This is a genomic window from Heyndrickxia sp. NPDC080065 (genome assembly GCF_050281185.1).
Classification (GTDB): Bacteria; Bacillota; Bacilli; order Bacillales; family Bacillaceae_C; genus Heyndrickxia.
Map to the genome: position 1 here is coordinate 29,237 of NZ_JBNNWS010000013.1, position 19,601 is coordinate 48,837.

General features: G+C 35.0%; 22 protein-coding genes and 1 other annotated feature. Of the genes, 20 read left to right on the forward strand and 2 right to left on the reverse strand.

The genetic code is table 11. The features are described 5' to 3' along the window. The first annotated feature begins 54 nt into the window (after window positions 1-54). From ACQKP0_RS16250 to pheA, 20 genes are all read left to right on the forward strand, one after another. On the forward strand, window positions 55-1,758 hold the full coding sequence (locus ACQKP0_RS16250; RefSeq protein WP_427406886.1) for a sensor domain-containing diguanylate cyclase: 1,704 nt from the start codon (window positions 55-57) through the stop codon (window positions 1,756-1,758). Window positions 1,759-1,855: 97 nt separating this feature from the next. Next, window positions 1,856-2,614 carry a prepilin peptidase gene (locus tag ACQKP0_RS16255; protein ID WP_427406887.1) on the forward strand — a complete coding sequence of 253 codons (759 nt, stop codon included), beginning with the start codon at window positions 1,856-1,858 and terminating at the stop codon, window positions 2,612-2,614. A 163-nt stretch (window positions 2,615-2,777) separates the two neighbouring features. Beyond that, window positions 2,778-3,764, forward strand: coding sequence for a hypothetical protein (locus tag ACQKP0_RS16260; protein WP_427406888.1), 987 nt, complete (start codon window positions 2,778-2,780; stop codon window positions 3,762-3,764). A 146-nt stretch (window positions 3,765-3,910) separates the two neighbouring features. After that, window positions 3,911-4,474: a Maf family protein gene (locus ACQKP0_RS16265; RefSeq protein ID WP_427406889.1), complete on the forward strand. Its 564-nt coding sequence runs from the start codon at window positions 3,911-3,913 to the stop codon at window positions 4,472-4,474. Window positions 4,475-4,523: 49 nt separating this feature from the next. Continuing rightward, a complete protein-coding gene (gene radC, locus ACQKP0_RS16270; protein ID WP_427406890.1) occupies window positions 4,524-5,216 on the forward strand; it encodes a RadC family protein in 693 nt (230 codons plus the stop codon). A 181-nt stretch (window positions 5,217-5,397) separates the two neighbouring features. Continuing rightward, window positions 5,398-6,417 (forward strand): rod shape-determining protein, encoded by a 1,020-nt coding sequence (locus tag ACQKP0_RS16275; RefSeq protein ID WP_427406891.1) that lies wholly within the window; start codon window positions 5,398-5,400, stop codon window positions 6,415-6,417. A 112-nt stretch (window positions 6,418-6,529) separates the two neighbouring features. After that, window positions 6,530-7,381: a rod shape-determining protein MreC gene (gene mreC, locus ACQKP0_RS16280; protein WP_427406892.1), complete on the forward strand. Its 852-nt coding sequence runs from the start codon at window positions 6,530-6,532 to the stop codon at window positions 7,379-7,381. Continuing rightward, entirely contained in the window at window positions 7,381-7,899 is a 519-nt protein-coding gene (gene mreD / locus ACQKP0_RS16285) for a rod shape-determining protein MreD (protein ID WP_427406893.1), read from the forward strand. The genes mreC and mreD overlap by 1 nt, the downstream gene beginning before the upstream one ends. Window positions 7,900-7,980: 81 nt before the next feature. Further along, entirely contained in the window at window positions 7,981-8,661 is a 681-nt protein-coding gene (gene minC / locus ACQKP0_RS16290; protein WP_427406894.1) for a septum site-determining protein MinC, read from the forward strand. 2 nt (window positions 8,662-8,663) lie between these two features. Further along, window positions 8,664-9,470 carry a septum site-determining protein MinD gene (gene minD / locus ACQKP0_RS16295; protein WP_427406895.1) on the forward strand — a complete coding sequence of 269 codons (807 nt, stop codon included), beginning with the start codon at window positions 8,664-8,666 and terminating at the stop codon, window positions 9,468-9,470. 207 nt (window positions 9,471-9,677) lie between these two features. Beyond that, on the forward strand, window positions 9,678-10,448 hold the full coding sequence (locus ACQKP0_RS16300) for a peptidoglycan DD-metalloendopeptidase family protein (RefSeq protein WP_427406896.1): 771 nt from the start codon (window positions 9,678-9,680) through the stop codon (window positions 10,446-10,448). Then, window positions 10,441-11,307 carry a M50 family metallopeptidase gene (locus tag ACQKP0_RS16305; RefSeq protein WP_427406897.1) on the forward strand — a complete coding sequence of 289 codons (867 nt, stop codon included), beginning with the start codon at window positions 10,441-10,443 and terminating at the stop codon, window positions 11,305-11,307. The genes ACQKP0_RS16300 and ACQKP0_RS16305 overlap by 8 nt, the downstream gene beginning before the upstream one ends. A gap of 106 nt (window positions 11,308-11,413) precedes the next feature. Continuing rightward, a complete protein-coding gene (locus ACQKP0_RS16310; protein WP_427406898.1) occupies window positions 11,414-12,889 on the forward strand; it encodes an Rne/Rng family ribonuclease in 1,476 nt (491 codons plus the stop codon). An 82-nt stretch (window positions 12,890-12,971) separates the two neighbouring features. Then, window positions 12,972-13,051, forward strand: a sequence feature (ribosomal protein L21 leader region). Window positions 13,052-13,064: 13 nt separating this feature from the next. Next, window positions 13,065-13,373 (forward strand): 50S ribosomal protein L21, encoded by a 309-nt coding sequence (rplU, locus tag ACQKP0_RS16315; RefSeq protein WP_427406899.1) that lies wholly within the window; start codon window positions 13,065-13,067, stop codon window positions 13,371-13,373. Window positions 13,374-13,385: 12 nt separating this feature from the next. Further along, window positions 13,386-13,715: a ribosomal-processing cysteine protease Prp gene (locus tag ACQKP0_RS16320; RefSeq protein WP_427406900.1), complete on the forward strand. Its 330-nt coding sequence runs from the start codon at window positions 13,386-13,388 to the stop codon at window positions 13,713-13,715. 12 nt (window positions 13,716-13,727) lie between these two features. Continuing rightward, window positions 13,728-14,018: a 50S ribosomal protein L27 gene (gene rpmA, locus ACQKP0_RS16325; RefSeq protein WP_427406901.1), complete on the forward strand. Its 291-nt coding sequence runs from the start codon at window positions 13,728-13,730 to the stop codon at window positions 14,016-14,018. A gap of 129 nt (window positions 14,019-14,147) precedes the next feature. Further along, window positions 14,148-14,681, forward strand: a complete 534-nt coding sequence (locus ACQKP0_RS16330; RefSeq protein WP_427406902.1) for a Spo0B C-terminal domain-containing protein — start codon at window positions 14,148-14,150, stop codon at window positions 14,679-14,681. An 81-nt stretch (window positions 14,682-14,762) separates the two neighbouring features. Further along, entirely contained in the window at window positions 14,763-16,055 is a 1,293-nt protein-coding gene (gene obgE, locus ACQKP0_RS16335) for a GTPase ObgE (protein WP_427406903.1), read from the forward strand. Between the two features lie 168 nt (window positions 16,056-16,223). Next, window positions 16,224-16,679: an ACT domain-containing protein gene (locus ACQKP0_RS16340; RefSeq protein WP_427406904.1), complete on the forward strand. Its 456-nt coding sequence runs from the start codon at window positions 16,224-16,226 to the stop codon at window positions 16,677-16,679. Window positions 16,680-16,711: 32 nt separating this feature from the next. Then, window positions 16,712-17,563: a prephenate dehydratase gene (gene pheA, locus ACQKP0_RS16345; RefSeq protein WP_427406905.1), complete on the forward strand. Its 852-nt coding sequence runs from the start codon at window positions 16,712-16,714 to the stop codon at window positions 17,561-17,563. A gap of 105 nt (window positions 17,564-17,668) precedes the next feature. On the opposite strand, the gene ACQKP0_RS16350 is transcribed toward pheA, so the two are convergent. Both ACQKP0_RS16350 and ACQKP0_RS16355 read right to left on the reverse strand, forming a co-directional pair. Beyond that, entirely contained in the window at window positions 17,669-18,214 is a 546-nt protein-coding gene (locus ACQKP0_RS16350; RefSeq protein ID WP_427406906.1) for a transcription repressor NadR, read from the reverse strand. A gap of 228 nt (window positions 18,215-18,442) precedes the next feature. Further along, window positions 18,443-19,570, reverse strand: a complete 1,128-nt coding sequence (locus tag ACQKP0_RS16355; RefSeq protein WP_427406907.1) for an IscS subfamily cysteine desulfurase — start codon at window positions 19,568-19,570, stop codon at window positions 18,443-18,445. Between the last annotated feature and the right edge of the window lie 31 nt (window positions 19,571-19,601).

Here is a 19,601-nt window from a genome sequence, read left to right on the forward strand (position 1 = left end):
TAAAATATAAACTGATAATCTTTGCAGTTTTACCTTAATTACAGGGGGATTAAAATGAGTAATAAAGCTAATAAAACGAAGCTCCTTTTTATATGCTGGCTATTAATAGTTCCCACAGGATTATTCGTTGCTTATCATTTTTTTCCTTCTGTACAGATGAATCTATATTTAATTCTATCTTTTTTAGTTTTCGCAGGAATAATCTCTTATTTTCCTATCATCATAGATGAAACCCCCATCTTTTTGGCTCAATGGGTCACATTAGTTGCCTTTTTATTACATGGATTATTTTATGAAATCCTTTTCATGCAATTCTCTATTGTTATGCTAATGTTTTCTTTAAAAATAAAAAAAGATGATCAATATCGATACTACTTGAACTCGATCATGTTTTTCATTATTTCCTTTATTAGTGGGATCGTTTTTTATGCTTTAGGCGGGGAGATTAGACACACTTCTGTTTCAGATATGATAGTCCCTCTATTTGCCTACCAACTAGTGAATTTTTCATCAAATCAATTGCTTCATCATTTGTCAGGGATTTTTTTAGGTAAGAAGGAACGTTTTTTTACTAAGGATATGCTATGGGATTTCTTTACGGTTACAATGGTTTTTCCACTTGGAATAGGCTTATATTATTTATATATAGATATTGGCTATGCTGCCTTTTTATTAATTGGGATCCCGTTTATTAGTATTGCTTATGTTTTAAGAATGTATAATTCATCAGAAAGAATAAATGAATATCTTCAACGGGCAGCAGAAATAGGACATCAATTAACTGAAAGACTACAAGTCAATGAAGTCTTGGATTTATTTATTCAAAAAATATCACAGATGCTTCCGGTTGACTATGCCTATATTCTCGATGTAAAAGGAGAAGAGCTTGTTCTATTAAGAGGCGTGGAAAAAGGAGAACAAAGACCAAATATTATTCCTCCAATTAAGAAAAATGAAGGAATTAGTGGAATGGTATGGGGCAGAGAGAAGGCTGTGCTTTACCATGAAAAAATTGAATGGGAGCATGATGCACAAGGGTATATGCCAGAAGGTGCAGAAAGTATCTTATGTGTTCCTATTTTTAGAGAAAAAAAAGTAGAAGCTGTTTTGTTTTTAGCTTCTACAAGAAAAAAACAATATGAAAAATATCAGATTGCTATGTTCGATATCTTGTGCTCATACTTTGGTGTCGCAATGTCAAATGCAAGACACTATGAAAAAACGAAAATGATCAGTGAATACTGCCAGCTTACCAAATTATTTAACTATCGTTATTTCGATGAGCTTCTTTCAAAAGAATTTGAGCTGCTTATGAAGGGTGATCGAATTGAGCTTTCTTTAATTATGCTTGATATCGATCATTTTAAGAAAATAAATGATACTTATGGTCATCAAAGCGGGAATGAAATTCTTGTCCAAATGGCTAAAAGGATTAAAAGTCTTATAGGAAATCGGGGTACAGTTGCAAGATATGGTGGAGAAGAATTTGTCATTCTTTTACCTGATACGAATAAGCAAGCTGCCCTAAGATTGGCTGAGATTGTAAGATTAACAATTGCAAATCGCCCATTTAATATTCAAAACTTTTTAGATTTAGATGTAAATCATGAGAGCGTGAATATTACTGTAAGTATCGGTGTTGCTACTGCCCCTTACGATGCGGATGATTCCCTCGCACTCATCCGCCATGCGGACCGTGCATTGTATATTGGAGCTAAGAGAGCTGGGAAGAATCGGGTTGCTGAATATGTGAAATAATGTCAATTAATGACGGTTTGGATTTATATAAAACCTATCATCATGATTAACAACTATAGTATAATAACTCTAAAAATGAGGAGTTTAATTGTTTATAATGAATAATATTTGGATTATTTATTTTGCCGTTTTAGGGCTTTTGTTTGGGTCGTTTTTTAATGTCGTTGGCCTTAGGGTAACGGAAAAAAAGTCCATACTTGTCCCCAGATCCCATTGTCCACATTGTAAGCATGAATTAAAATGGTTCGAATTAATACCTATCTTTTCTTTTTTATTGTTAAGAGGAAAGTGTCGTATATGTGAAAAGAAAATATCGCTTTTATACCCAGTAATGGAATTCATTACAGGCTTCCTTTTTGCTTTTACCTTTGCAAAATTTGGATGGAGTACAGATTTGCTGTTAGCCATGTTACTCATTTCACTTATAGCTATTATTACAGTTTCAGATTTTGTATATATGCTAATTCCTGACAGTATTCTATTATTCTTTGGATTTATTCTTATCGTAGTAAGAATTTTTTATCCATCAGATCCGTGGTGGGATTTTATTGTAGGGGCTGTATTTGGATTTGTTCTTCTTCTGTTAATTGCTATTATTAGTAAAGGTGCAATGGGTGGTGGTGATATTAAACTCTTTTTTGTCATAGGTCTTGTGCTTGGGGTTAAGATGACTTTTCTTACGTTTATACTCTCCACTTTACTAGGCGCCTTATTTGGAGTTTTGATGATAATAGCAGGAAAATATAAAAAGAGAAAGCCGATTCCGTTCGGGCCATTTATAGGTGTAGCATCTATTATTTCTTTTTTATATGGAAATTCAATAATTTATTGGTATTTTAATATTTTTTGGTATTAAATATAGTGAAAAAGCAAAGTTGGTTCTCCATTTTATATACCAGTTTTCAAATATTGACGAAATATAACGAAATCCTTCAGAACCAAGACGACAAAAGTCTTGTTCTTTTTTTTTGTCCTTATGGTAGCATATAAAAAATATCGCGAACGGAAAGGGGAAAAAAATGGACAAGCATGCGAAAAATCAAATTCGAATTAAAATTAATGGGGAAGAACGTCCATTTAAAGAAAAGATGGAGATCCATGATTGGAAGTCAGGAAAAGAGGAGACGGCGGCTGGGGCAGAGAACGCTTCCGAAGAAGATCAATTTGATTGGGTGTTACCTGAAATTGAAGAAAATCAGGTAAATGAGTTTAAAAAAATTCATTATTCAAAAACGAATTATACACCTTCTTCAACAAAATTAATCAAAAGGAAGACAAATCGTCCGTTTTCGATGTTACTTTTTTCAATTATTACTGCGATAACGATTGGTGTATTAATTGGATTTTTCATGTTGAAGATTGTCATTTATCAAAGCAATACAGCGCAAAAGGCTAGTACTACTGGTACTAATACCTCTTCGGTAAATAATAGTGGGAAAACATCAATAATTCGTTTACCAGCACTAACAACAGCACTTGTCCAAGGTGGAGTATATGAAAATCCTCAGCCCATTGTCAATGATATAAAAGGAAAAGGAATACCGGCAATCGTTTTACCAATAGAAAATAAAAATTATATTTATATAGGTGTTGCCGGGGAAATCGGGACGGCTAAAGCTCTTGCATCAAAGTACGAAGAACAGGGGGTAAGTGTGTATACAAAGGAACTAACATTTAATGATAAAAGCATTTCCATCAGTACAAAGGATGAAGAAACTTTTATTACTATATCTATACCCCTTTTCCAAACTCTTGCTGAAGAAATTGCCAATTCTTATGTTTCCGGAAAAATGAATAAAGATTCCATTGCAGAGATAAAGACAAAAATAGAGCAAATCGCAAACTTTAAAGGTATAAAAAATAAACAGATAGAGACATTAAGAAAAAACCAAGTTGCAAGCTACCAATCATTGCTCAGTTATCAAAGCAATCAAGATAATCAAGAACTGATGAAAGCTCAGGATGCATTATTAACTTATTTGCAAGAAATCAATCGTTTAAAGTGAAAAATGATAGAGGAGTGTTCTTTATGGAACCCCCCTCTTGTATTTTTCATTCATCAAATTTCGTTTTTTTTCGTTGTGTACGGTCATTATTTTTGATAGGATAAAATTGTATCTCCCTATTATTACTGGAAGGAAAGGAAAGTTCCATGACAGATTTAATTTTAGCTTCATCATCTCCTCGAAGAAAAGAACTCCTTGCAAAATTACAAATCCCTTTTTCTGTTGTAACAAGTAAAGTAGATGAAAATTTTTCACAGAATCAATCTCCTGAGGAGGTAGTAGTTGAACTAGCCCTTAGAAAAGCCGAAGCTGTATCAACACAATATCCAGATTCAGTTATTATTGGAGCTGATACCGTCGTAGTTCTTGAACAAAAAATTTTAGGTAAGCCAGATGACCGAGACCAAGCAAAAAAAATGCTACAAAGCTTATCGGGAAAAACGCATACAGTTTTAACCGGAGTTGCGATTGTTGATAAGGAACAAAGTCAATTATTTTTTGAAAAAACAGATGTGACATTTTGGGAGCTTACTTCAAATGAAATTGACCAATATTTAAATAGTGGTGAGCCTTTTGATAAAGCGGGCGCTTATGGAATACAAGGTCTTGGATCGTTATTTGTTCAATCGATTCAAGGTGATTTCTTTTCTGTAGTGGGTCTGCCTATTTCCAGATTAAAAAGAGAGCTAAGCAGCTTTATAGCTATTTAAAGGTCATCTAACCAAATGAGCCCGCCAAAGTTGAACATCATATGGAGGGATGCGTAATTTGGAAAAATTAATGATAAGAGATTATCCTGTCGAAGAAAGACCGCGAGAAAGACTCATACAAAATGGAGCAAAGAGTTTATCGAATCAAGAGCTCCTCGCTATTTTGCTAAGAACTGGAACAAAGGAAGAATCGGTCATTCAAATGGCTAATTGTCTCCTGAAAAATTTCGAAGGTCTGAAATTATTAAAAGATGCATCATTAGAGGAAATTATGTCCATAAAAGGAATCGGTTTTGCCAAAGCTGTTCAGATTTTAGCGGCCGTTGAAATTGGAAGAAGAATAGGAAATCTAACCTATCATGACCGCTATGTCATTCGAAGTCCAGAAGACGGAGCAAACTTTGTTATGAATGATATGCGTTTTCTATCCCAGGAACATTTTGTTTGTCTCTATTTAAACACCAAAAATCAAGTCCTACACCAACAAACCATCTTTATCGGCAGCTTAAATGCCTCAATCGTACACCCACGCGAGGTTTTTAAAGAAGCCTTCCGACGATCAGCCGCATCGATTATTTGCATCCATAATCACCCATCAGGCGATCCCGCACCATCACGTGAAGATATAGAAGTGACTAAGAGATTAGTGGAATGTGGAAAAATTATTGGAATCGATATACTTGATCATATTATTATCGGGGATAAAAAATACGTCAGTTTAAAAGAAAAAGGGTATTTATAGCACTATGATTTTTGCTCTGTATACGATATAATAATGTTTATGATTTTTGCAGTGCCTTTTTTGCTCATGTAAAAATGTAATATATTTTCATTTCAAAATACACATGATAAAGAAATAGTGAATGGATAAGGAAAAAAGACAAGCCTTATGAGCATTTCAGATAAGAAAGGGAGATACATCAATGTTTGGAAGTAGAGATCTTGGTATTGATCTAGGTACAGCAAATACATTAGTTTTTATTAAAGGTAAAGGAATCGTCGTTCGTGAACCTTCCGTTGTTGCGATACATACGGATACAAAGCAGATTGTCGCAGTAGGAAATGATGCGAAAAACATGATAGGCCGTACTCCAGGAAACATTGTAGCAACAAGACCAATGAAGGATGGGGTTATTGCTGATTATGAAACAACCGCAACGATGATGAAATATTATATTAAGCAAGCAACAAAAAATAAAGGCGGCGGCTTTTCTAGAAAGCCATATGTAATGGTCTGTGTGCCATCAGGGATTACATCTGTTGAAGAAAGAGCTGTTATTGATGCAACACGTCAAGCAGGTGCACGCGATGCATTTCCAATTGAAGAACCATTTGCTGCAGCTATTGGTGCAAATCTTCCTGTTTGGGAACCAACAGGCAGCATGGTAGTTGATATCGGTGGAGGTACAACCGAAGTCGCAATTATCTCATTAGGCGGAATCGTTACAAGCCAATCCATCCGTGTTGCCGGCGATGAACTAGACGAATCGATTATTAGCTATATTCGTAAAACCTATAACCTATTAATTGGTGATCGTACTTCTGAAGCAATTAAAATGGAAATTGGTTCTGCTGGAGACCCAGAAGGTATTGAACCGATGGAAATTCGTGGACGAGATTTGCTTACAGGTTTGCCGAAAACCATTGAGATAACTGCAGAAGAAATTGCCATGGCACTCCATGATACAGTGTATGCAATTGTAGATGCAGTTAAAGGGACATTGGAGCAAACACCACCTGAGCTTGCTGCAGATATTATGGATCGTGGTATTGTGTTAACTGGCGGTGGAGCTTTACTTCGTAATTTAGATAAAGTTATTAGCAAGGAAACAAGTATGCCTGTTTTAATAGCTGAAAATCCTCTTGATTGTGTTGCTATTGGAACTGGAAATGCCTTAGAGCATATTGATTTATTTAAAAACAAAGTAAAAGACAGTAAGTGATTTGGGGCATTTTTGCCCCTGTCCTCTTTTTTTGAAACAAATAGACACTGATAGTCGTCTAATAATAGGCAGAACGAAAATGTAATTAGATTTTGTTAATGGGGTGGACAACATGCCACAATTCTTTTTAAATAAAAGGTTAATCATCTTGCTTATCAGTATCATACTTCTCGTGGCATTGATTGGATATTCTTTACATGACCGTAAAAATATTTCTAAGCCAGAACAATTTGTAAGAGATGTTGTTGGATTTGGCCAATCAATTATTGCTATTCCAGCGCATGGGATTTCTGATTTCTTTGATAGTATTAAAGATATAAAGAATACATATACCGAAAACAAAAAACTGAAAGCACGCTTAGATGAGCTTCCAAATTTATCTGGTGAAAATGCAAGACTAAAGAGACAAAATGAGGAATATAAACAAATTTTGGGGAATTTGAGCGAATATAAGTCCATTCCCGCGACAGTAATTCGTCGGGATGCTGATCTATGGTATGACCATATTGAGATAAATAAAGGTGATGCCAATGGTGTCAAGAAAAATATGGCTGTTATTACTTCAAAAGGATTACTTGGAAAAGTAATTAGTACCTCAAGTTTTTATTCAACCGTTGAATTATTAAGCTCAGGGAATCCGAAAAATCGTATATCTGCTGAAATTCAAATTAAAGGGAATAAAAGAGTGTTTGGATTAATTGAAGGATATGATGAAGAGAACAAAGTATTATTATTGAAAAAACTCCCTTATGATGTCAGTGTCAAAAAAGGAGATAATGTGCAAACTTCCGGTTTAGGAGGAATTTTTCCGAGCGGTTTACAAATCGGTACGGTTGAAAAATTGGTTCCTGATGAAAATGGATTGACACAAACAGCCTATGTGAAGCCATATGCAGATTTTTACGATATGGAATTTGTGCAAATTGTCGATCGTACTGCGGAGCCTGGTGGGGGGGGACAATGATGAAGCGCATTGTTCTTCCTCTTCTTGTTAGCTTGTGTTTTTTTAGTGAGAGTTTGTTTGTACAATTTTTTCCTCGGGATGTATTTGGTGGACGTTTTATTATCGCACCACATTTTCTATTAGTAATGTTATTATTAATGGGGATTTATTATCTTCGAAATCAAACCTATTTATATGCTTTTATTTTTGGGTTGATATTTGATATTACCAATACAGGTATTATGGGAGTATACTTATTCCTTTTTCCGTTAGCGGTTTATATTACATCAAAAATGATGAAAGTCCTCCAATCCAATATTCTTATCGCTGCTTTTGTTACAATTTTTAATGTTGCGGTTGTAGAATTTCTCGTTTATGGGCTAAATATATTAATCAATCATGTAACAATCCCAATGGTGAATTTCATAAATTTAAGACTTGGGCCAACATTGATCGCTAGTTTAGTTTTCTTTATAATATTTTCTTATCCGCTAAAAATATTTTTAGAACGTCGAAAAAAAGAAATATTGGATGTATAAATTTTGATAAATTCTCACTAAAAAAAAGGAAAAACACTGATCATTGTCGAATATTATAGCCACTGAGGTGAGCAATTTGCGATGAAAAAAAGTCAAAATGTCATGATTAAGGGGACGAAGGATGGATTAATTCTTCAATTGAATGATCAATGCTCGTATCTTGAATTAAAAGACGAAATTGAAGAAAAACTATTAATTCATCAGGTAGAAACGGAAGATAATCCACTTATTTCTGTTAAAATCCAAGTGGGAAATCGATACATATCAAAAGAACAAGAGGAAGAATTAAAAGAGTTAGTGAGAAATAAGCGTAATTTAGTTGTTGAAGAAGTTCAAAGTAATGTAATTACTAAAGAAAGTGCGAATCATTTACATGAAGAAAACCAAATTTATTCGATAACGACAATTATTAGATCTGGCCAAGTATTAGAAGTCCCGGGAGATTTATTATTAGTCGGAGATATAAATCCTGGGGGAACAGCTATAGCTGGCGGAAATATTTTTGTTATGGGAGCATTAAAGGGAATTGCGCATGCAGGCTATAATGGTAATAAAGAGGCTGTTGTGGCTGCATCCTTAATGATTCCTACACAAATAAGAATTGCGAACTTCATTAATCGCGCTCCCGATCATTACAGCAGAGAAGAACATCATGAGATGGAATGTGCATACATAGATGAAACTAATCAAATCGTTATTGATCGTGTTCAAGCATTAAAGCATCTTAGACCAAATATTAATAGATTTAAAGGGGGACACTAATCATGGGTGAGGCGATCGTTATAACTTCAGGTAAAGGTGGAGTTGGTAAAACGACCACATCTGCTAATTTAGGCACGGCATTAGCCCTCCAGGGAAAGAAGGTATGTTTAGTTGATACCGATATTGGCCTTCGAAACCTGGATGTTGTGTTAGGCCTTGAAAATCGAATCATCTATGATTTAGTAGATGTTGTAGAGGGCCGTTGTAAACCCCACCAAGCATTAGTAAAAGATAAAAGATTTGAAGATCTGTTATTTCTTCTTCCGGCAGCACAAACTAGCGACAAAACAGCGGTAAATCCGGAACAAATGAAAAAACTGATTGATGAATTGAAACAAGAATACGATTATATTATTATTGACTGTCCTGCTGGGATAGAACAAGGATATAAAAATGCTATTGCAGGTGCTGATCAAGCAATTGTTGTCACAACACCGGAAATATCTGCTGTTCGTGATGCTGATCGAATTATTGGTTTACTAGAAAAAGAGGAACATATTGAAGCACCTAGATTAATTATTAATAGAATTCGTAATCATTTGATGACAAATGGGGACATGCTTGATATTGATGAGATAACTACACATCTATCAATCGATTTAATTGGAATTGTCTTAGACGATGATGAAGTGATCAGATCTTCAAATCAAGGTGAACCAATTGCATTAAATCCAAACAGTAAAGCATCGCTAGCCTATCGTAATATAGCAAGAAGAATACTAGGTGAATCAATCCCTTTACAACAATTGGATGATCCGAAAACAGGAGTTTTTGCGAAAATTAAAAAGCTCTTTGGAGTAAAAGCTTAACATTAAACCTTCCATATGCATGGAAGGTTTTTTTAATCTAGTCATCGTTAATGATTATTGTTGATAAAATCACCTGAATGGTATGCGTGAAGCGATTTTTTTACATAGTAAAACTAGCTGAACGCATACTATACATGGTTTTTTTGTCATATCACATTCTTAGACGACATAGAATAGTACAAACTGTTAAGGGAGAATGGTGATGGGATGGGAAATCGAGCGGATGAGATTCGGAGGCAGATGGCAAAAAAGCGGAAAATGAAATCATATCCAGTAAAAAAAAGAGACAATTCAAAGAATCCTATTGTTACAGATTGGGAGGATAGCGATGCTTATCCGATTTTTGAGGCGGAACCTCCTAATAAAATACATCCTTTATGGAATAAAGAACTTTTCCTTTTTAAAATCTTAGCTTCAGCAGTTTTGGTTCTAATTGTAGCAATTTTATTTAAAACTTCAACTCCAAAACTAGATAACGCTAGAAGCTTTGTTAAGGATACGATGGAAACGGAGTTTCAATTTGCCGCTGTATCAAATTGGTATGAAAAACAGTTTGGAAAACCGCTTGCCCTCTTTCCTGTAAAAAATGGGGACAAGGTGGATTCAAGTGTGGCAAAGGAGGAGTATGTCATGCCTGCATCGGGGAAGGTTCTTACAAATTTCGCAAAAGATGGCCGGGGAGTTATGATTGAAACGAAAAATAATGAATCTGTTGATGCAATGGATGGTGGTAAGGTCATATTTGCCGGAAAGAAGAATGACTTAGGAAATACGGTTATTATTCAACATTCTGATAAGACAGAATCCTGGTACGGAAATCTCGAAACAATTGATGTTCATCAATATGAGTATGTAGATACAGGTAAAAAGGTTGGGACTGTTTCAAATAAAGATGATGGGCTGTCTGGTGAGTTTTATTTTGCTATTAAGCAAGGGAAAAAATTTATTGATCCAATACAGGTGATAAAATTTGAATAATTTCATAGGGCTGTTACGAAAAATTCATATTCATCCGTTATTCTGGATTGTTGTGGGAATTGCTGTCTTAACTGCCCGTTTTCAAGATTTAATAATCTTATTTAGTATTATATTTGTCCATGAAATGGGACATGGAGCGATGGCCCATTTTTTTTCGTGGAAAATAAAAAAAATTTCCATATTGCCATTCGGTGGTGTGGCGGAAATGGATGAGCATGGAAATAGACCGTTAAAGGAAGAATTGCTTGTTATTGCAGCAGGTCCTATTCAGCATGTATGGCTTTCGGCTCTTATGTATCTGCTCTTTAAAGTAAATCTTGTATCGCTAAGCTTTTTCGAGATGTTTATGAGCTATAATATGATGATTTTAGTTTTCAATTTACTCCCTATTTGGCCCTTAGATGGCGGTAAATTTTTGCATATTCTTTTTTCTGTAAATAAACCATTTCTAGAATCTGTACGTGTTAGCTTAATTAGTTCTTTCATTTTTCTTATTGTATTTCATTTATTATCAATTATCATATCTCCATTTAATTTAAATATCTGGATTGTGGTGATTTATTTATATTTATCATTATGGGCAGAATGGAAGCAAATGAATTTTGTATTTATGAGGTTTTTATTAGAAAGATATTACGGAAGAAAAATGGTGTTTGAGCGTTTGCGGCCATTAAAGGTAAACGGAGACGATTATTTATATGAAGTGCTTGAAAAGTTTCAACGAGGGAGAAAACACCCCCTTCTAATTTTGAAAGATGGCAAAGAAATAGGAAATCTCGATGAGAATGAGTTATTACATGCTTATTTTGCTGAAAAGCAAATTGATGCCAGGGTAAAGGATCTTATGTATATTTATTGACAAAGGTTCTCTACATCCTTGACGAATCATATAATGATATTTAAAGTGTATATAGAGTCTGCCCAATTGGGTAGGCTCTATCCCTTATTCGGGCAGGTGAATAAACATGAATGAAATCATCATAAACTATCGAACAACGGAAAAACGGTTTGCTATTAAAGAAAACAATATAGTCTCTAGAATTTTTATTGATCAACCACAAGATCAAACAAAAGTTGGAAATATATATATTGGAAAAGTCGTTGATATTAAGAATGGAATGAACGCTTGCTTTATTGATATAGGTGGAGAAAAGCATGGATTTGTTCATCGAGATCAGCTTCCATCATTTTTGCAAAGTGATGATCCAAATAAACAATATCACCCCATTTCAAAATTTATGAATAAAGGGGACAGCATCCTTGTTCAAGTGAAAAAGGATGAAACAAATATTAAAGGTCCTCTTCTAACAGCTATTATAGAGCTTGCAGGTGAAAAAACGATTTATTTACCAGAAGGTGAGTACATAGCAGTATCAAAAAAAGGAGAGGAACGAATAAGAGAGCAGTGGAGGCAATTTGCTCATCAACAAAAAATAGATCACGAAGGCTTTATTATTAGAACAGATGCCCTACATTCGAGTGAAAATGAGTGGCTAACTGAATTAAACAAACTTCGTCAGAGATATCAGAGTATAAAAACTCAAGCCAGGATGTTAAAGGCTCCAGCACTAGTATATAAAACATCATTATTTGAAAAAGAACTTCTGAATGAATTAATTCGATCAAAAAAAGGAAAAGTTATTTCAGATAATCAAGAGCTATTGCAAAATTTAAAGCTTCAACTTCAAGATACACTAGATTGGGATTTTAGCATGTATTTGAGTGAAGAAAATATTTTTTCTTTTTATAAAATTGAATCAGAAATAGAGAAGGCGCTTAAAAGAGTGATTTGGCTTGAGAATGGGTCAAACCTTGTTATTGATGAAACGGAAGCCCTTATTAGTATCGATGTGAATACTGGGAAATTTTCTGGTACGAAAAATATACAAGATACAGTGCTGAAAACGAATATACTTGCTGCAAAAGAAATTGCCAGACAACTGTTATTAAGAGATTATGGCGGGATGATTTTAGTAGATTTTATTGATATGAAAATTGAGAAACATCGACAGCTAGTGTTAGGGGCGCTTCAAGAAGAGTTAAAAAAGGATTCGAAATATACTAGGATTGTTGGTTTCACAACTCTCGGAATCCTGCAAATGACAAGAAAAAAAACGAAAAAATCATTGTCAGAAACCCTTCAAACCACTTGTCCAGTTTGCTTAGGAAAAGGGAAAATTGATAGTCCCGAGACTATAGCCTTCCGACTGGAAAGGGAGTTATGGGAAAAGCCATTTAATGAACATGAGGCAGTTTTCATTGAATTAACAGAAGATGTAAAATCAGTCTTTTGTGGTGAAAATAATATTCATTTGGAGCGTATTGAAAAAGCGTTAAATATACATATAATTTTATCTGTTGTTCATTTTTGCCGTCCTATTTATTATATTCGCCAATTTGGAACAATAAAAGAGCTTTCAGAAAAGCAACATTCTTTGTAAATACAGTCTTCTGGAAAGTTAAATAAACATTATTGACATAGTTGACTGATTTTGATAAGATTTTAATGTTATGTTTGTAGCACCCGTGCTACAACCGCACAATTCAGGTATTAAGTTTTGCTTTTTACAAAACGCCTGAAATTGGCGAGTCTGAGTTAATTAAGGAGGTGCAAGTATGTACGCTATTATTGAAACTGGTGGAAAACAAATCAAAGTTGAAGAAGGCCAAGCTATCACAATCGAAAAATTGAATATTGCTGAAGGTGAAACTGTTACTTTTGACAAAGTTCTTTTCGTAGGTGGCGACACTGTAAAAGTTGGTAGTCCTTTAGTTGCCGGAGCTACTGTTACTGCAAAGGTTAAAAAGCAAGGTCGTTCTAAGAAAATGATCGTTTTCAAATACAAGCCAAAGAAAAATTATCACAAAAAACAAGGTCACCGTCAACCATTTACACAAGTTGTTATCGAAAAAATCAACGCGTAAGGGTGACTGAACATGATACATGTTCATTTTAAGCAAACATCTGATGGGAAAATTTCATCTTTTAAGATGAAAGGACATGCGGATTTTGCTGAAAGAGGCCAAGATATCGTTTGTGCAGGAGCTTCTGCTGTTTCCTTCGGTGCAATAAATGCAATCATGGAATTAACAAAGGTGAAACCGATGATCAAGCAATCAAAAGGTGGATTCCTCGAGTGTCGAGTTCCTGATCATTTGTCTATCGAGGTAGATGATAAAGTACAGCTACTGTTACAAGGTATGGTCATTTCTTTACAAACGATCGAACGAGATTATGGTAAATATATCAATATAACCTTCGGGTAGGAGGTGGAACAAATGTTAAGATTAGATCTTCAATTTTTCGCATCTAAAAAGGGAGTAGGTTCTACAAAGAACGGTCGTGACTCTATTTCAAAACGTCTTGGCGCTAAGCGTGCGGATGGTCAATTAGTAACTGGTGGATCCATTCTTTACCGTCAACGCGGTACTAAAATCTATCCAGGTGAAAACGTTGGCCGTGGCGGAGACGATACTTTATACGCAAAAGTTGACGGAATCGTACGTTTTGAACGTATGGGCCGTGACAAGAAAAAAGTTAGCGTATATCCTGTAGCACAAGAAGCTTAATTAATTTGACGATTAAAAACTCTAATCGAATAATCGGTTAGAGTTTTTTTTTTTAGGAAATGCATAAAATACCCACTTTTGATATACTAGCAAAGAACGATTAAGAAATGAAATAGGGGAGTCAATTAAATGGAAAACTGGACGATTGTTGAGGTGCTTCGACACGCACGTCATGATTGGATGAATAAGCTTCAATTAATAAAAGGGAATATTGCATTGGAGAAATTAGACAATGTAGAAAGAATTATGGATGATATAATTTTAGAAGCACAGCAAGAGTCTAGACTATCAAATTTAAAGCTCCCGCGATTTGCTGAAATCCTTCTTACGTTTAATTGGGAATCACATCCTTTTCAAATTGAGTATGAAATACTAGATGAAAATGGTGGATTGACAGTTGAGGATCATATGTTATCAACTTGGATTCAATCATTTTTTCATGTCCTAGAGGAAATCGTTATTCCATATCAAGAAAACAATTTATTCCTTTCTTTTGAACGTTTTCATGAGAATACGCGTTTCGATTTTGAATTTAATGGAACAATAAAAGAACAGGAGCAGCAAAAATTACAAAAGTGGTTTAAGGATCAAGTAAACGTTGTGAAAAATGTAAATATAAGAGAAATAAGTCTATCTCATTTTTCTGTCGAATTTCTTTTATAATTTTACGTGAAATAGATTTTATTGAATACTCATTAATGCTACATAAGTATGATTATTACAAAATATAAAGGTGGTACTTCTATGTTTGTCGATCAAGTGAAAATTTTCGTTAAAGGTGGCGATGGAGGAAACGGGATGGTCGCCTTTCGCCGAGAAAAATATGTACCAAAGGGTGGACCTGCTGGTGGTGATGGTGGCAGAGGCGCTAATGTCATTTTTGTCGTGGAAGAGGGCTTAAGGACATTAATGGATTTTCGTTACCAGAGACACTTTAAAGCGAAACGTGGAGAACATGGGATGTCAAAAGGGCAGCATGGTCGAGGAGCTGAAGATATGATTGTAAAGGTTCCTCCTGGTACAGTGGTAATTGATGATGATACGAAAGAAATTATTGCTGATTTAACTGAACACGGTCAACAAACGGTTGTCGCTAAAGGTGGACGTGGTGGGCGTGGTAATATTCGATTTGCTACTCCAGCTAATCCTGCTCCAGAAATTGCTGAAAATGGTGAGCCAGGTCAAGAACGTTATATCGTCCTTGAATTAAAAGTACTAGCAGATGTTGGATTAGTAGGCTTCCCAAGTGTCGGAAAATCTACGCTTCTTTCTATCGTTTCTGCTGCAAAACCTAAGATTGCAGATTATCATTTTACTACAATTGTACCAAATTTAGGGGTTGTAGAAGCCGAAGATGGACGCAGCTTTGTAATGGCTGATTTACCCGGCCTAATTGAAGGGGCCCATCAAGGTGTCGGACTTGGTCATCAATTTTTACGCCATATAGAGAGAACCAGAGTTATCGTTCATGTTATTGATATGTCCGGACTTGAAGGCAGAGACCCTTATCAGGATTATTTAACGATCAATCAGGAACTAAAAGAATATAATTTGCGGCTAATGGAAAGACCGATGATTATTGTAGCGAATAAAATGGACATGCCTGATTCGGAAGAGAATCTTGCAAAATTTAAAGAACAACTGAAAGAGGATCACCCGGTATTTCCAATTTCCGCAATAAGCAGGAAGGGTTTACGTGATTTATTGTTCACCATTGCTGATTTATTAGAAACAACTCCAGAATTTACTCTAAACGAACCTGTAGAAGAAGAAAAGGAAATAAAACGAGTTGTATATAAGCATGAAAAACAAGAACCCGATTTTGATATCACAAGGGAGCCTGATGGCAGCTTTGTTGTAACCGGTGAAAATTTGGAAAAATTATTTAAAATGACAAACTTCACTCGTGATGAATCGATTAGACGTTTTGCACGACAATTGAGATCAATGGGGATTGATGAGGCACTTAGACAGCGTGGGGCGACTAATGGAGACATTGTAAAAATCATGGAATACGAATTTGAATTTGTTGAATAAGTAGAATTTCCTAAGAAAACGTTAAAAAGCAATTGTGAAGTTTGGAAGTTTAAGATGAAAATAAGCCTCCTCCATTTCCAATTGCTTTACTTTTACTTTTCTACTATAAAAAAACAGTAAGAATTAAAAAATGCAGGGCTTCTTATTTTTGTATAGGAGGAAAGCTCATTGGGGAAAAAAGAGAAGGATTATAAATTTATTTTAGTACGAGAAGATGTATTGCCTGAAGCAATGAAAAAAACGTTAGAACTAAAAGAGCTTCTTGAACGTGGGAAAGCGGAGTCAGTTGCAGATGCTGCGCAAATTGTTGATCTTAGCCGGAGTGCATTTTACAAATATCGTGACACCGTTTTTCCTTTTCATACAATTGTAAAAGAAAGAATCATTACCTTATTTTTTCATTTAGAAGATCGTTCAGGTACTCTTCATGAGCTGTTAGGGATTATTGCTAATCATTCTTGTAATGTATTAACGATACATCAAACAATCCCTATCCAAGGGCGTGCCAATGTAACCATCTCACTAGAAGTAACAGATATTACTATTGATCTTGATGATTTGCTTTCTAAACTACGTCGATTGGACTTTATTGATAAAGTTGAAATTCTAGGTTCGGGAGCATAAAGATATGAAAATTATGGGGGAGAGGAAAAAAGATGAGAGCAGGGTATTTAGGTCCGAAAGCAACTTTTACTGATATTGCCGTTCAAAATGCTTTTCCGGATGCAGATCGAATCGCCTATACAACGATACCAGATTGCTTAAAGGCTGTTAATTGTAAGGAAGTCGATATTGCGATTGTCCCGTTTGAAAACGCATTAGAAGGATCTGTTCATTTAACCATTGATTACTTATTTCATGAAACAAACCCGCCGATACGTGCAGAAATTATTGTACCGATCCAGCAGCATTTAATGGTGCATCCAACACAAGTGAATAACTGGAATGAAGTAGAAAGAATATTGTCACACCCACATGCACTTGCCCAATGTCATAAATTCTTGCATCATCAATTTCGAGGCGTAACATTGGAACAAATGACCTCAACTGCTGCAGCTGCAAAATACATAAGCGAACATCCGGAATTAAAAATAGCAGCAATTGCAAATGAATTAGCTGCAGAAAAATACAATCTTCAAATTGTAAAAGAAAATATACATGATTATGATTTTAATCACACACGTTTTATTGTACTGGCACACAATGACACAGTAGTATTGCCAAAACTTGCTGCTGAATATCAGAAAACGACGATTATGGTTACTCTCCCTTCTGATCGGGCAGGGGCATTACATCAAGTATTATCAGCCTTTGCATGGAGACAGATCAATTTAAGTAAAATTGAATCTAGACCGTTGAAAACGGGTTTAGGTCATTATTTTTTTATGATTGATATAAACGAATCGATTGAAGACGATTTAGTTAAAAATGCATTAGCTGAAATCGAATCTCTCGGGTGTAACGTAAGGATACTAGGAAGCTATTCTTCCTATAATGTAAAACAATAAAGGTGCCCATTTGTGTCTTGATAAACATTTAATATTAACATATTGGATTAATGGGAATCTCCCAATATATTGAAGTTTGTTGTCTGACACTTTGCGGGGTCTCCATTATTCATTTGTATCTATTAAAAAACCAGCCTTTTTTAAATTTGCTTCAACGTCTAATAGCTGTTGTTCTTTCTTAGCGACGATTGTGTGGAGATGAACGCCTTGAGTGAGATTTGATAAATAAACAGCTTTTGTAGATTGAATTTTTTCGATGAATTGCTTTACTTCACTGCGATTAGAAACCATTATTGATGCGGTCAAATCGCCATAAACAGGGTGTTCTATTTTTACATCCTTTACTGTCACTCCGTGGTCGACGATAAGATTAAGTTCATTTTCTACTTGATCTGGACTATGAAAGCAAGCAACTGTTTTTTCAAATGTATCGGTTGTTGCTGCATGTTGGAGGTATAAATAGCCTTGGCTTGTTGCAACAATCGGTTCATTTTTCGCTTTTAAAAGGGTAATGTCATTTACAATTACTTGTCGACTGACATTTGCACGATTCGCTAAGTCGCCTCCAGTTATTGGCTCTTTACTTTCTTTTAATATATTTAATAGGAATTCACGTCTATCCTTGCCTAGTAATTTTCTTTCTTCTGCCACTACATAAACTCCCTTCAGCATTCTTTTATATACGGATTCTATCATAAAGTCAGTTATGAACCAACTATTCAGTTAAACCTTGTTGCTTTTCAATCGAAAATCTAAATACACCATCCTGCTACTGCTACTATAGATTTGACGACATTTTACGAAAAGATGCCCCTAATCTTAAGCTTATTAAGTTTTTAGCTATAGTAAAAAAAGCACCAATATATACGAAAACTGCCATCAGTAATTTGTTAAATTGTTTAGAAAAGCTGCTAGTGCTTTCAAATCTGTTGTAGTTGTATTTTTCCCCATGGAAATCCTAATAAATTCTTTTGCTTTGTTATAAGGTATTCCTAGTGCATTCATCGTATTGGATGGCTTCTGTTGTCCTACATGACATGCACTTCCAGTTGAAATAGCAAATCCATTCCGATTACATTCAAGCATAACATACTGTCCTTCTATCCCATTTAAACCTAATCCAATAATATGCGGTAATTGTTTCTGTAAGTCAAAAGATTGATAGATAGTAAATTTATCTTGTTTTAAAGCTAACTCATCTAAAAATATTTTTCGAAGAGTAGAATAATGTTCTAATTGATTTCCGTGCTGAGACTCCTTTTTAGCTGCAGTAACGAAAGAAGCAATTCCAGGTAGATTAATAGTACCGCCTCGAAAGCCTTGTTCATGATGAAAGCCTGGAAAAACGGGATTTACATAGACAGACGGATTTATATAAACGGCTCCCACCCCTTTAGGACCATAAATTTTATGACTGGAGACCGTTAAACAATCAATATAGGGAATGATGGATGTTAATTCCAATTTCCCAAACGATTGAACACAATCACAATGGAATAATATTCCTCTATCTTGAACTAAGTTTGCAATTTCTCTGATCGGTTGGATCGTCCCAATTTCAGAATTTACATGCTGTACACTTACTAAAATTGTATCTTCCCTGATGTTTTTTTGTAATAATTCTAGGTCAACTATTCCATCTTGATTAAAAGCAATTTCACTAATTTCAAAGCCGTTATCCATAAGATATTTCATCGCAGAATGAACTGAAGAATGCTCTCCCATTGAAGTAATAATATGCTTCCCATGATGTTCCTGCGTTTTTGCTAAAGAGATGATACTGAGAAGATTACTCTCTGTCCCTCCTGAAGTAAAATAAATGCTTGCCATTGGCACAGTTAATATGTCTGCAAGCTCATTTCGGCATAATTGTAAAATATTTTCAGCTTTCGTTCCGATATCATGTAAGCTGTTCGTATTCCCATAAGCTTGTGTAGACAACTGATAATAAACTTCCAATGCCTCATGGTCAATTGGTGTTGTAGCAGAATAATCAAAGTAGATCATTAATTTGTGCCTCCTTTAAAAACCACTTGCC